The following is a 12,534-nucleotide window of genomic DNA, read 5'->3' as shown; positions in this document are numbered from 1 at the left end:
TTCGGAGTGCTCATGGACACAGAGAAATGGCGTACTCGCTTGGCCTGCGGCCACTGGTTCAGCCACCTGCCGGATCCTTTTCAGCATAGCCTGCTGGTCCACGCCCGGCTGCGACAGCTGGCGGCGGGGCAAACCCTGTTCAAGCGCGGCGACCCGCCCTGTGGCCTGTACGCGGTGCTCGACGGCGCCTTGCGCATCAGCGCGGTGAATGAGCACGGCAAGGAAGCACTGTTGAGTCTGGTGGAATCACCCTTCTGGTTGGGTGAGATTTGCCTGTTCGACGGCCTGCCACGCACCCATGACGCCTGCGCCGTCGGGCCGTGCACGCTGCTGCAGGTGCCACAACAGGCGCTGTTGAATATCCTCAATGACAGCCCGCAGTACTGGCGCGACCTGGCCTTGCTGATGAGCCAGAAACTGCGCCTGAGTTTTATCAATATCGAGCAACTGAGCCTGATGCCTGCCTCGGTACGCCTGGCCCATCGTCTGTTGATGATCGTTGAGGGTTATGGCGAAGCCGAGTATTCAAAAAGCGTGCTGCAACTGCCCCAGGAAGACCTGGCCGCGATGTTGAGCCTGTCACGCCAGACCACCAACGCCTTGCTCAAAGACCTGCAGGCCCAAGGTATCGTGCGCCTGGGTTACGGCGAGATCGAAATCCTCGACGCCCGGCGACTGCGTGAGGCGGCGCACACCTGAGGGTGTTAGCCTGCAAGCCTGATTAATCGAGGTGTGTTATGCGCGTGCTGTTAGTGGAACATGAATCCGAAGAGGCACAGCGGATGGCCCAGGGCTTGAACGAGGCCAGTTACAGCGTCGAAGTCGCGGCCAATGGCATGGCGGCGTTGCGCCTGGTTGAAAGCAGCGAATACGACCTGGTGATCCTGGATGTGATGCTGCCGGGCCTGAATGCCTGGAAGTTGCAGCAGGCGATTCGGTTGAAGGGTGAGACGCCGATGTTGTTCCTGACCACGCCGGGCGGGATTGAAGACCGCTTGCGTGGGCTGGAACTGCATGAGGATGATTATCTGCTCAAGCCGTTTGATGCCAAGGTGCTGGTCGCGCGGGTGAAAAAACTCTTGCGGCGTGGTCGCTGAGCCACCGCTATCGCAGGCAAGCCAGCTCCCACAGTTGGAATGCATTCCCCTGTGGGAGCTGGCTTGCCTGCGATGAGCCCCGACCTAGCGCAACCCATCGCGAAACTGCCCCGGCGTCATCCCCGTCCAGCGCTTGAACGCGCGGCTGAAACTGCTGGTATCGGCAAACCCGAGCAAATAACTGATCTCGGCCAATGAGCAGTGCGGATCACGCAAGTGCAGCAGCGCCAGGTTCTCGCGGCACTCGTTGAGCAACGCATCAAACCGACAGCCCTCATCCGCCAGGTGCCGCTGCAAGCTGCGCAGGCTCAGGTGCAATGCCTGGGCAATGCGCTCGGCACTCGGCTCGCCCTCGGGCAATTGTTCCTCGATCGCCCTGCGCACCTTGCGCTCCCAAGTCAGCGGTTGCAGTTGGGCAAGGGTGCGCTTGAGCACGGTTTCATTGTGCTCGGCCAACTCGGGGTTGGCGTCGTCCAGGTGGCTGTCGAAATCCCGTGCGGCGAACTCCAAGCGGTCTTCCTCGGCGCCAAAAAACACCGGCGCGCGGAATACCGCATGCCAGGGTTTGGGGTCGGCGGGTTCCGGGCGGCGCAGGTACACCGCCAACGGCGCATAGTCGCGGCCCAGGCGGTTGCGACAGGTACGCACGTAAATCGCCGCAAACGCATCAATGGCTTCCAGCGCCGGCGCCGGGCTGTCGGGCGGTTGCAGCAGGCGAAAGTGGTAACGCTCGCCCTCTGCACTAAGCTCCAGGGTCAGCGCATCGCTGACCACTTGGTGATACCGCACGATGCGCTCGAACACCTCACGCAAGCTGCCGCTGGCCACCAGTGCATAACCCAGCGCATGAAAGGTGGTGGGGCTGACGAACCGTGACACTCGCAAGCCAATCGCCGGGTCGCCGCTGGCCTGCACCGCCAGTTCCCACAAGCGCGTGGTGGCCGACAGCGGGTAACGCGCATTGGGGTCGTCCATCTGCTGCGGATCGAGCCCGGCCTCACTGCACAGCGCGGCGCTGTCCAGGTTCAGGGCGTCGAGCTGCTTGCGCAGGGCGCGGGTCCAGCTGGCGAGGGAGGTGGGTTCAGTCATGGTGATTGGCGCTTGCGGTCAACAGGTTGGCGTCCGGGGCTAGCGTCCCGCCCGATCGCTTGGGGCAGGATGGACGTATCACTTAACAAGAGGATGGGAGCATGGACGGTACTTCTGCAAGTCCCCAACAGATGAACGCGCAACAGCGCTCGGCAAAAATCCGCGAAGTGGTGCTCGCCGAAGGCGTGCGGTTGCGCCAACAGCACCCCTGGCTGCTGCATCAGGACGCGTTGGGCGCGGGCATCCTGGCCTTTGCCTTGCTCGGCATGCTTGGCTCGGCGGCGCTGTATATCACCGGCCATATGGCCTGGTGGGCGTGCCTGCTGCTCAATGCCTTCCTCGCTTCGCTGACCCACGAGCTGGAACACGACCTGATCCACAGCATGTACTTTCGCAAGCAACGCGTGCCACACAACCTGATGATGGGCCTGGTGTGGCTGGCGCGGCCGAGCACCATCAACCCGTGGATACGCCGGCACCTGCACCTTAACCACCACAAGGTGTCGGGCACCGAGACCGATATGGAAGAACGCGCCATCACCAATGGCGAGCCCTGGGGGTTCGCGCGGTTGCTGATGGTGGGCGATAACCTGATGTCGGCGTTTATCCGCATGCTGCGGGCCAAAACCTGGAGTCACAAACTCAAGATCCTCAAACGCTCGCTGCTGGTGTACGCACCGCTGGCACTGCTGCATTGGGGCGCGTGGTATGTGTTCCTGGGCTTTCATGCCGCCAATGGCATTGCCAGCCTGATGGGCGCGCCCATCGACTGGTCCGCCGGCACTTTGCAGATGATGCAGGTGATCGATATCGCCGCCGTGGTGATCATCGGCCCCAACATGCTGCGCACCTTTTGCCTGCACTTTGTCAGCTCCAACATGCACTATTACGGCGATGTGGAACTGGGCAACGTGATCCAGCAAACCCAAGTGCTGAACCCCTGGTGGATGTGGCCATTGCAGGCGTTCTGCTTCAACTTCGGCAGCACCCACGGCATCCACCATTTTGTGGTGAAGGAGCCGTTCTACATTCGCCAGATGACCGCCAAGGTGGCGCATAAGGTGATGCGCGAGATGGGTGTGCGCTTCAATGATTTCGGTACGTTTGCCCGGGCCAATCGCTTTGAGGGCAAAACGCAGGCGCAGTCGCAAGCAACCCAGACTGCGCCGGTGTGAGGATTACTCTCCGCTAATCAGCAGGCAGGTGGCTGCCTTGCAGCCTTTGGCGTATGAAAGCGTTACAAATCGGATGGCTGCTTCATGGGTTTTAGTGGCGATCGTCAGCGGGCGGGTTTTGGAATCTTCAACCTGCTGGCTCTCGCCCGGCAGCACAACGGTTATCCATTTACCCTGAATAATGTCCAGCGGGGTCTTGGTTTTGTTTACCACCTCGATAAGCGGCGGGGCCGCCGGGGCTAGTTTGGGCGCGGCCTGCGCTGCCATTGTCAGCAGGGAAAGGGCCACACAGGCGATCAATCGGGACGCTACAGTCATGCATACTCTTCCTGAGCAAGTAGGGTTGAAAAGACACTGGGTAGATACAGTGAGCCCGCATCTAAGTCGTCTTGCTCAGCCATCGCAATGCTGGGGTTGTAAGCGTCGATGTCGTCGCGGCCAACGATGTTTTCAGGCCTAACAGGCAATAAACGCCAGCGGCAGGTCGCGAATCTGTTCGCGCAGCGGCGGTTGATAGTGGTCGTCGCTGATCAGTTCATGCAGCAGCTCTTCGCGCAGTTGGTGGAACTCGAAGCTGCTGCGCTGGCGTGGATGGGGCAGGGCGATGTCCACTACTTGCTTGATGCGCCCGGGTCGCGGCTCCATCACCACCACGCGGTCGGCCAGAAAAATCGCTTCTTCCACATCGTGGGTTACCAGCACGGTGGTAATTTTGGCGCGGGCGCGAATGGCCAATAGCTCGTCTTGCATCTGCTGACGGGTCAGCGCATCGAGGGCGCCGAACGGCTCGTCGAGCAGCAGAATACGCGGGCTGGCCACCAGCCCACGGGCGATTGCCACACGCTGCGCCATGCCGCCGGACAGCTGATGCGGATAAGCGCGGGTAAAGTCGGTAAGGCCCACCAATTCGATAAAATCACCGATGCGCCGGTTGCGCTCGGCCTCGCTCAACGGCTCGTTGACCAGGCCCAGGCCGATGTTTTCTGCGACGGTCAGCCAGGGGAACAACCGGTGTTCCTGGAACACGATGCCGCGTTCGCCGCCGATACCCTTTACGGCGTTGCCGTCCACCCGGATCTCGCCACGAAACTGCGTATCCAGCCCCACCAGCAGGCGCAGCAGGGTAGATTTGCCGCAGCCGCTTGAGCCCACAATCGCCACGAACTCGCCCTCGGTAATGTCCAGGTTGAATTCGCGAATCGCCTCCAGCTCAAAGCCGTCGACGTCGAAGGTCTTGCCTACATGGTTGAAGCTGACGATAGGTGCGTTCATACGTGTCTCCAGCGCGTGGCGCGGGTTTCGATGCGTTGGCCGATAAGGTTGAGCGTCGCGCCGGTAAGGCCGACCAGCAGCATGCCGCCCATGATCAGGTCCATGCGCAGCAACTGTTGGGCGCCGATCATCAGGCTGCCGATGCCGCCATTGGACGGCATGAAATATTCCGCGCCGATGGTGCCCAGCCAGGCATAGATCAGGCTCAGGCGCAGGCCGGCGAAGATCCCCGCCGCCGCGCCCGGCAGCACCAGGCGGCGCAGGCGCTGGAACAGGTTCAGGCGCAGCACGTGCGCGGCTTCGCGCAGCTGTGGCGACAGGTTCAGCACGCTGCGCTGCGTGGCAATGAACAGCGGAAAAAACGCCGCCAGGGCGATAAACACCCACTTGGCCAACTCACCCAGGCCGAACCAGGCGGTGAGCAATGGCACCCAGGCGAAAATCGCGATCTGACGCAGTGCGGCCAGGGTCGGCCCGAGCACTCGCTCGCTGCGTCGCGACAAACCCAGCCACAGGCCCATGGCAAATCCCAGGCTGCCGCCGAGCAACAAGCCACCCAGCGTGCGGCCGAGGCTTTTGCCCAACGCGCCGGAGAGGCTGCCATCCAGCACACCTGCGCCGGTGGTTTGCAGCACGGCCCATGGGCTGACCAGAATATTGGGGTCCACCCAAGCCTGATCCCTCGCCACCTGCCACAACGCCAGCAACAGCAGCGGCAATAACCACGGTTGCAGGCGTTGCCACCCTTCATAGCGCGGGCCACGCCGAATCTGCGCGGTGGCCGGGTGCGGCCAATGCACCCATTTGCGGTCCAGCCAGCCGATGCCGCGATCCATCACCACGCCCAGCACGCCGATGACCACGATGCACACGAAGACGATATCGAGCATGAACAACTGGCGTGCCCAGACCATCAGGTAGCCGATGCCTTCGCTGGAAGCCAGCAGCTCCACGGCCAGCAACGAGGTCCAGCCCGCCGCCAGTGCCAGGCGCACACCGGCCATGAAGGCCGGCAATGCAGCGGGCAGTATCAACCGACGAATCAGCAGGTGGGTGGGCAGGCGCAGCACGCGGGCGGCTTCACGCAGGTTGGGTTGCGCGTCACGCACGCCGACCAGTGTGTGCAAGGTAACGGGCACCACAATCGCCTTCACCAGCACCACCAGTTTCAAGGTTTCGCCGATGCCGAAAAACACCATGAACAACGGGATCCAGGCCAGGGTCGGCACTTGCGACAACGCGCTGAAGGTGGGGAACACCAGGCGTTCGGCGCGTGCGCTGAAACCTAATAGAGCACCCAATACGGCCCCCGCACCGATACCGGCCAACAGCCCCCAGAACAAACGCTGCAAGCTGATCGCCAGGTTGCTCCATAGCTCGCCACCGGCCAGCTCCACGGCGCTGCTCCACACCAGTGAAGGTGCGGGCAAAATTTGTTCGCTCATCCACTGATGACGGCTGGCCAACCACCACAGCGCAAACAAAGCCAGCGGTAAGAACCAGGGCAGCAGACGCTCACTGAGCAAGGGCCAGCGCGGCGCGGGGGCTGGAAGAGGCAGGCTCAACTGTGAAGTGCGGGCCATGGCGGACCTCCCTCGGCGTTATGTGATTTTTATCTTACAAAAATTGAATCAAGATGATTGTGAGATAAGAAAAATCATTTAAAGCCTCTGCCCTGCACGCATCCAATGCATTCGAAGAATATTTTTGATGCTGTTTATGCATACGCCGCTGGAGCCAGCGTTTCTGCTTGCATAGTCCAAAAAGCTATTAAATTGTGAATTTATAGTATTTAAAGTTTTGCTCGGGCTATGCCTACTTTCTGCTCCCCAGGCGACCGTCGCCCACCAGGAGCTGCGCTTATGAAACTGCCCTTCAAACGTCTGATCAGCCTGTTCGCGGGCACCGCCCTGGCCGGGTTGGTACACGCCGCCGACCTCAAGGAAATCCGCATCGCCGTGCCTGACCTGAGTGCCGGCAGCCAGCACAGCGGCGGCGGTATAACGGATGTATTGCGCGAGCAGCAGATCTTCGAAAAAGCCTTTGCCGACCAAGGCATCAAGATTCAGTGGAATTACTTCAAGGGCGCCGGTCCCGTGATTAATGAAGCCTTCGCCAATGGCCAGGTGGACCTGGCCTACCTGGGTGATCTGGCGGCGATCATCGGTCGCTCCAATGGGCTGGACACACGTTTGCTCAGCGCCACCGCGCGCGACATCAAGCAGTACCTGGGCGTGGTGCCGGGCTCGGGGATCAAAACCTTGCAGGACCTCAAGGGCAAGCGTGTGGCGGTGTTCCGTGGCACGGCCAGCCAGTTGTCGTTCGACAGCGCATTGGCCAGCCAGGGCTTGAATGAAAAGGACCTGAAAGTCATCAACCTGGATTTCAACGCGGCGGGTGCGGCGTTGGCCGCCAAGCAAATTGATGCGACCTGGGGCGGTTCGAACCTGACGGCGTTGCAGGCCAAAGGGCTGGCGGAAATACCGCTCACCACCAAGGACCTCGGCGGTGCCGGCAGCATCCAGGCGGTGCTGGTGGGCAGCAAACAGTTTGTCGACGAACACCCCGATGCGGTGGCCAAGTTGCTCAAGGCCCAGCAGCAAGCGGTGCAATGGTTGACCACCGACAGCAACAAGCAGGCGTATATCGAGCTGGTGTCGGGGCGTGCCAGTTATCCGCCGGTGATCCTGACCAACGACTTGAAAGACCAGCAGCTCAGCGAGATTTTCCCGGCGACCCTGGATCCGGTGTTCCTGGGCAAGTTGCAGGGCGCGGTGGACTTGGCGTCCAAGGAGCGGTTGATTCGCAAGTCGTTTCAGGTGAGTGACTGGGTGGTGCCGAACCTGGCCGCTGCGGGGCTCTGACAGAGGTGGTGTCTGGGCTGCCGTCTTCGCGAGCAAGCCCGCTCCCACATTTGGAATGCATTCCAACCTGTGGGAGCTGGCTTGCCTGCGATGAGGCCTGTCAAACCGCCACACTCACCTCCTGCCTGTCGACCTCCACCAGCGTCTCGATCATCGCCTTCGCCGCCGGCGACAACCTCGACCCCGTGCGGCTGACAATCCCGCACCGTGCACTCAAGGTCTCCATGTTCTGCGGCAAATTGCGCCAGTGCAGCAGCACCAGCGAACCCTGTGCGATGTCCTCGGCAAAGGCTTCCTCGGTGCCCACGCCGATGGCATTCGATTGCAGCACGATTTTTACCAGCGCCGGGAAGTGTTCAGTCTGAATGCTGGGTGAAAAATCCATGCGCCCACTCAGGTTCGCCAGCAGTTTGCGAATGCCCTGGGAGATCAGCGGCGAGGCCAGCGGGTAGTCGAACATGTCGTTGGTCGACAGGCTGTCCTTGGCCAGCAACGGGTGGCCTGGGCGGCAGAAAAACACGCCGCGCTTGGGCGTCAATGCGCGGGTCTGGAAGTTCGGGTCGGCCTCGAACTGGCGGATGTCGGCGATAAAAAATTCGATCTCCTCGCGGCTCAAGGCGCGGCTGAGTTTCTCCCAGTTATCCACCTGGAAACTGGTGCGGATTTTCGGGTGCGCGCCGATAAAACGCGCCACTGCATCCGGCACCAGTTTTACCGCTGGCGCCGGGCCGCAACCGAAGCGCAGGTCGCCGGCGTCGAGCTTGGTCATGCGCGTGACTTCACTGCTCAGCAGCGCCGCGCCGTGCACCAGGGTCAAGGCATGTTGCAGCACCACCTGGCCCTCTGGCGTGGGGCGCAAGTCCTTGTGGCCACGGTCGACCAGCACGCAGCCGAACTCCTGCTCCAGCCCTTGAATGCTGCGGCTGAACGCCGGTTGGGTGATGCCCATGGCGTCGGCTGCGCGCACGAAACTGCGGTGTTCGTTGAGGGCGATGAAGTACCGAAGTTGGCGAAGATCCATATGCTTTCCCGGCATTTGAAAAATAGGTCGAAGGCATTTGCGACCGTGGGAGCTGAGGTTTTAAATGCAAGCTCTTATTCCGTCAACGAAGCATTGGTTCATTTGCTAGATCTAAATTGCATATGGATAGAGCGTTGCTGGAAAGCTTCCCACCATCAGCAGGCACATGAGGGTCATCACAATGAGCAACGCCGCATTAGCTGTTCAACCCGTCGCCCAAGCGCTCGACATCCACCCGGTGGCCGGCCGCATCGGCGCCGAGATCCGTGGCATCAAACTCTCCGGTGATCTGGATGCCGCCACCGTCGAGGCTATCCAGCAAGCGCTGGTGCAGTACAAAGTGATCTTCTTCCGCGAGCAAACCCACCTCGATGACCAGAGCCAGGAAGCCTTCGCGCACCTGCTCGGCGAGCCAATCGCACACCCGACGGTGCCGGTGCGCGACGGCACGCGTTTCCTGTTGGAGCTCGATGGCGCCCGTGGCCAGCGCGCCAATTCCTGGCACACCGACGTGACCTTTGTTGATGCCTACCCGAAAGCCTCGATCCTGCGTTCGGTGCTGGCGCCAAAGTCCGGTGGCGACACGGTGTGGGCCAACACGGCCGCTGCCTACAACGACCTCAGCGTCGACCTGCGCGCGCTCGCCGACAACCTGTGGGCCGTGCACAGCAACGAGTATGACTACGCCGGGCGCAAGCCGGATGTGTCGTTAGAAAAGCTCGAGGAATACCGCAAGATCTTTACCTCCACCGTGTATGAAACCGAGCACCCAGTGGTGCGTGTACACCCGGTCAGCGGCGAAAAAACCTTGCTGCTGGGCCACTTCGTCAAACGCCTCAAAGGCTATTCACAGACCGAATCGGCGCAGCTGTTCAACCTGCTGCAAGGCCACGTCACCCGCCTGGAAAACACCGTGCGCTGGCGCTGGAACACCGGCGACGTGGCGATCTGGGACAACCGCGCGACTCAGCATTACGCGGTGGATGACTACGGCACTCAGGAACGCATCGTGCGTCGGGTCACGCTCAAGGGCGATGTGCCGGTGAGCGTGCAAGGGCAGCGCAGCCAGACCACCAAAGGCCTCTAAGCGTAAGCAGATTCAAATGTGGGAGCAGACAAGGCAGCTCCCACATTAGTTTTTTGTGTGATTACCAGACGCCGATCTTCACTACCTTTTCCGCTTCCGGCTCACCGTACCGAAACCATTGGCCACGCGAATCAACCTCTGCATGGCTGATGGTGGTACGCCGCTTCAACCCACGCAGCCATTCGAACAAATACCCCAAGTGCGTCTCGCGCACCGCCGCATAGGTCGGGTCGGCGCCCAGGTCGTGCAACTCCTGCGGGTCATTCTGCAGGTCAAACAGTTGCGGACGAAAACCGTCATAGGCCAGGTATTTCCAACGCTCACTGCGCACCATGGTCATGCGGCAGCGGTCGATCGGTTGCGCCAAACGCTCGCGCGCCGGGGCCTGGAAGGCATAGTCATACTCAGCGATGGCGTAATTGCGCCAGACGACGGGTTGGCCGTGCAGCAGCGGAATCAGCGAACGGCCTTCCAGACGATGGTCTGCGGTAGGCAAGCCCAGGGCATCGAGGAACGTTGGCAGGGCGTCGATGGTTTCCGCCAGGCGCTCATCCACCGTGCCACGGCTGATATCGGCACTGGCACGCGGGTCGCGCACGATCAGCGGAATGCCCACCGCAGGCTCCAGCAGAAACTCTTTTTCGCCCAGGAAGTGGTCGCCGAGGAAGTCGCCATGGTCGCTGGTGAACACGATCAGCGTGTCGTCCCAGCGGCCGTTGCTTTGCAGAAAATCGAACAGCCGCCCGAGTTGATCATCGACTTGTTTGATCAGGCCCATGTAGGTCGGAACCACCGTGAGCCGCACTTCATCACGGGAAAAATTCACGCTCTCCTGATGCTGACGGAAAGCCTGGTAAACCGGATGATCACTGGTGTGCGCAGGCTGAATCGGCGCCTGGATATGCTCGGCGCCATACAGCGCGTGATACGGCGCCGGGGCGATGTAGGGCCAGTGCGGCTTGATGTATGACAGGTGCAGACACCACGGCTGCTCGCCTTGTTCAGCGATAAAGTCGATGGCGCGGTCGGTGGTGTAGACGGTCTCCGAATGCTCCTCTGCTACTCGCGCAGGCAGCCCCGCGTTGCGCATATGCCAGCCGCTGAGCACTTCGCCGTTTTCACCGGCGGCGGCGTTCGCCCATTCATGCCATGGATTGGTACCGTCGTAGCCGCGCTCGCGCAGGTACTGAGTGTAGGGAGCGGACTCGCGTTTTTCCGCGAACAGCGGGCTGTCGGGGTAGATGCCGTCGTGGCGCAAATAAGCGTCGAAGCCCACCTCGTTGAAAGGCTCGGCCTGCGGGCTTTCAGGGTCGATATTCAGGCGCTGCAACGCCTCCAGGTTCGGCGTGGCGTGGGTCTTGCCCACCAGTGCGGTGCGGATGCCATGGGGGCGAAGGTAGTCGCCGATGGTCAGTTCTTCCAAGGGCAACGGCACCGCGTTCCACGCCACCTGATGGCTGCTGACATAACGCCCGGTGTACGCCGACATCCGCGACGGCCCGCAAATGGTGCCCTGGGTATAGGCACGACTGAAGCGCACGCCGGCAGCTGCGAGGCGGTCGATGTTGGGCGTGTGCAAATGCGCGTGGCCGTAGCACGACAGGTAATCGCGGCGCAGTTGATCGCACATGATGTAGAGCACATTGCGCACGGGTTGTGAGTTGGACATGAGGTTTCACCGAACGGAGGACAGGTGAAGGTTTTCGCTGTTCGGGTGGTGGGCTGGCAAGTGCATTTTAGGACTGGGTTTTATGCAGGGAATGCATGGGTGTTGCTACTGGCGCTTTCGCGAGCAAGCCCGCTCCCACACTTGAAATGCGTTCCCCTGTGGGAGCTGGCTTGCCTGCGATAGAGCCCGCTCAGACGGCGACATTCTCCAACGCGCACACATCCTCATCCAGCTCATCGATCTGCTTGATCTGCTCAATCATCGCCTCCGCCAACGGCGACAGCCGATACCCCGCACGGCTGACAATCCCGTAGCGGGTGTATCGCTCCTCTAAATCCTCCGCCAGCCCCTCAATCTTCAAACACACCAACTCACCCCGCGCCATATGCAGCACATCGCTGTTGGCACTGACGATGCCGATCGCATCCGAGCGCAGCACCACACCCATCAGGCTATAGCCGTTTTCACACTCCACATTGGGCAGGTAATCCGGCCGGCCGCTGAGGTCGACGATGACTTTGCGCAGGTTCGGCGGGCGAATCGTCACCGCCAGCGGGTAGCTCATCAACTCGGCGGCGCTGACGCTTTCGCGCTCGGCCAGCGGGTGCCCGGCGCGGCAGCAGAAGTACCAGCGCCGCGCGCGCAGGCGGTGGGTGTGGTAGTCCGGGTTGGCTTCGAAGTGGCGGGTGTCGGCGACGAAAAATTCGAACTCTTCGCTGAGCAGGCGCTTGCTCAAACTTTGCCAGTCATCCACCTGGAACTGCACGCGGGCCTTGGGGTAGCGCCCGATAAAACTGCCGATGGCACGCGGGATCAACCCGGCAGCGGGCGCCGGGCCACAGCCGAAGCGCAGTTCACCGGCTTCCAGGCCATTGAACTGGCTGATCTCGTTGGCCAGTTGCTGCGCACCGCTGACCAGGCGCCGTGCATGTTCGAGCAGCACCTGGCCTTGTTTGGTCGGCGCCAGGTCCTTGCGGCCACGGTCTACCAGTTGGCAGCCGGCACTGTGTTCCAACGCCTGGATGCTACGACTGAACGCCGACTGCGACAGGTTCACGGCCAACGCCGCCGCGACAAAACTGCGTTGTTCGGCAAGGGCAATGAAGTGGCGAAGTTGGCGTAAGTCGATATGCATTTTTCACATCAAAAATATCCGGGAAATGCATTGGCTATGCATTAGGTCGACTCCTTATAAAGGCTATCTCTTATGCAGTAAATGTTCGATAAAACATAAATAACTAACTTTTGGGAATATCTACT

At 61.1% G+C, this 12,534-nt stretch carries 12 protein-coding genes; 5 read left to right on the top strand and 7 right to left on the bottom strand.

Annotated elements, in window-relative coordinates:
• Window positions 1-12 precede the first annotated feature (12 nt).
• Both FFI16_RS25695 and FFI16_RS25690 read left to right on the top strand, forming a co-directional pair.
• Window positions 13-699 carry a Crp/Fnr family transcriptional regulator gene (locus FFI16_RS25695; protein WP_138817348.1) on the top strand — a complete coding sequence of 229 codons (687 nt, stop codon included), beginning with the start codon at window positions 13-15 and terminating at the stop codon, window positions 697-699.
• 38 nt (window positions 700-737) lie between these two features.
• Window positions 738-1,097, top strand: coding sequence for a response regulator (locus FFI16_RS25690; RefSeq protein ID WP_138817347.1), 360 nt, complete (start codon window positions 738-740; stop codon window positions 1,095-1,097).
• Between the two features lie 84 nt (window positions 1,098-1,181).
• Here FFI16_RS25690 and FFI16_RS25685 read toward each other — a convergent pair whose 3' ends face one another.
• Entirely contained in the window at window positions 1,182-2,186 is a 1,005-nt protein-coding gene (locus FFI16_RS25685; protein WP_138817346.1) for an AraC family transcriptional regulator, read from the bottom strand.
• Between the two features lie 101 nt (window positions 2,187-2,287).
• On the opposite strand from FFI16_RS25685, the gene FFI16_RS25680 reads away from it, so the two are divergent.
• Window positions 2,288-3,361 (top strand): fatty acid desaturase, encoded by a 1,074-nt coding sequence (locus tag FFI16_RS25680; protein WP_138817345.1) that lies wholly within the window; start codon window positions 2,288-2,290, stop codon window positions 3,359-3,361.
• Between the two features lie 3 nt (window positions 3,362-3,364).
• Here the strand turns inward: FFI16_RS25680 and FFI16_RS25675 are convergent, their stop codons facing one another.
• The 3 genes from FFI16_RS25675 to FFI16_RS25665 form a co-directional block, all read right to left on the bottom strand.
• Window positions 3,365-3,679, bottom strand: coding sequence for a hypothetical protein (locus tag FFI16_RS25675; protein WP_138817344.1), 315 nt, complete (start codon window positions 3,677-3,679; stop codon window positions 3,365-3,367).
• A 138-nt stretch (window positions 3,680-3,817) separates the two neighbouring features.
• Window positions 3,818-4,633 (bottom strand): ABC transporter ATP-binding protein, encoded by an 816-nt coding sequence (locus FFI16_RS25670; RefSeq protein ID WP_138817343.1) that lies wholly within the window; start codon window positions 4,631-4,633, stop codon window positions 3,818-3,820.
• Window positions 4,630-6,216 carry an ABC transporter permease gene (locus tag FFI16_RS25665; protein WP_138817342.1) on the bottom strand — a complete coding sequence of 529 codons (1,587 nt, stop codon included), beginning with the start codon at window positions 6,214-6,216 and terminating at the stop codon, window positions 4,630-4,632. The genes FFI16_RS25670 and FFI16_RS25665 overlap by 4 nt, the downstream gene beginning before the upstream one ends.
• 279 nt (window positions 6,217-6,495) lie before the next feature.
• On the opposite strand from FFI16_RS25665, the gene FFI16_RS25660 reads away from it, so the two are divergent.
• Window positions 6,496-7,497 (top strand): ABC transporter substrate-binding protein, encoded by a 1,002-nt coding sequence (locus FFI16_RS25660; RefSeq protein ID WP_138817341.1) that lies wholly within the window; start codon window positions 6,496-6,498, stop codon window positions 7,495-7,497.
• A gap of 100 nt (window positions 7,498-7,597) precedes the next feature.
• Here the strand turns inward: FFI16_RS25660 and FFI16_RS25655 are convergent, their stop codons facing one another.
• Window positions 7,598-8,518 carry a LysR family transcriptional regulator gene (locus tag FFI16_RS25655; RefSeq protein ID WP_138817340.1) on the bottom strand — a complete coding sequence of 307 codons (921 nt, stop codon included), beginning with the start codon at window positions 8,516-8,518 and terminating at the stop codon, window positions 7,598-7,600.
• Window positions 8,519-8,699: 181 nt separating this feature from the next.
• Here FFI16_RS25655 and FFI16_RS25650 point away from each other — a divergent pair, with 181 nt between their 5' ends.
• Window positions 8,700-9,605 (top strand): TauD/TfdA family dioxygenase, encoded by a 906-nt coding sequence (locus FFI16_RS25650; RefSeq protein WP_138817463.1) that lies wholly within the window; start codon window positions 8,700-8,702, stop codon window positions 9,603-9,605.
• A gap of 61 nt (window positions 9,606-9,666) precedes the next feature.
• Here the strand turns inward: FFI16_RS25650 and FFI16_RS25645 are convergent, their stop codons facing one another.
• Complete coding sequence (locus FFI16_RS25645) at window positions 9,667-11,274, bottom strand: alkaline phosphatase family protein (RefSeq protein WP_138817339.1); 1,608 nt, start codon at window positions 11,272-11,274, stop codon at window positions 9,667-9,669.
• Window positions 11,275-11,464: 190 nt separating this feature from the next.
• Window positions 11,465-12,409 carry a LysR family transcriptional regulator gene (locus tag FFI16_RS25640; RefSeq protein WP_138817338.1) on the bottom strand — a complete coding sequence of 315 codons (945 nt, stop codon included), beginning with the start codon at window positions 12,407-12,409 and terminating at the stop codon, window positions 11,465-11,467.
• Window positions 12,410-12,534 lie beyond the last annotated feature (125 nt).

The sequence above is a fragment of the Pseudomonas sp. KBS0710 genome, from assembly GCF_005938045.2.
GTDB lineage: Bacteria > Pseudomonadota > Gammaproteobacteria > Pseudomonadales > Pseudomonadaceae > Aquipseudomonas.
Note: the sequence above shows the minus strand (reverse complement) of the source record. Positions and strands in the feature narration are given on the sequence as shown.

Bases quoted from the DNA above. Each gene is read 5' to 3' on its own strand.
- FFI16_RS25695 (WP_138817348.1), top strand. From the start codon at position 13: ATGGACACAGAGAAATGGCGTACTCGCTTGGCCTGCGGCCACTGGTTC.
- FFI16_RS25690 (WP_138817347.1), top strand. From the start codon at position 738: ATGCGCGTGCTGTTAGTGGAACATGAATCCGAAGAGGCACAGCGGATG.
- FFI16_RS25685 (WP_138817346.1), bottom strand. From the start codon at position 2,186: ATGACTGAACCCACCTCCCTCGCCAGCTGGACCCGCGCCCTGCGCAAG.
- FFI16_RS25680 (WP_138817345.1), top strand. From the start codon at position 2,288: ATGGACGGTACTTCTGCAAGTCCCCAACAGATGAACGCGCAACAGCGC.
- FFI16_RS25675 (WP_138817344.1), bottom strand. From the start codon at position 3,679: ATGACTGTAGCGTCCCGATTGATCGCCTGTGTGGCCCTTTCCCTGCTG.
- FFI16_RS25670 (WP_138817343.1), bottom strand. From the start codon at position 4,633: ATGAACGCACCTATCGTCAGCTTCAACCATGTAGGCAAGACCTTCGAC.
- FFI16_RS25665 (WP_138817342.1), bottom strand. From the start codon at position 6,216: ATGGCCCGCACTTCACAGTTGAGCCTGCCTCTTCCAGCCCCCGCGCCG.
- FFI16_RS25660 (WP_138817341.1), top strand. From the start codon at position 6,496: ATGAAACTGCCCTTCAAACGTCTGATCAGCCTGTTCGCGGGCACCGCC.
- FFI16_RS25655 (WP_138817340.1), bottom strand. From the start codon at position 8,518: ATGGATCTTCGCCAACTTCGGTACTTCATCGCCCTCAACGAACACCGC.
- FFI16_RS25650 (WP_138817463.1), top strand. From the start codon at position 8,700: ATGAGCAACGCCGCATTAGCTGTTCAACCCGTCGCCCAAGCGCTCGAC.
- FFI16_RS25645 (WP_138817339.1), bottom strand. From the start codon at position 11,274: ATGTCCAACTCACAACCCGTGCGCAATGTGCTCTACATCATGTGCGAT.
- FFI16_RS25640 (WP_138817338.1), bottom strand. From the start codon at position 12,409: ATGCATATCGACTTACGCCAACTTCGCCACTTCATTGCCCTTGCCGAA.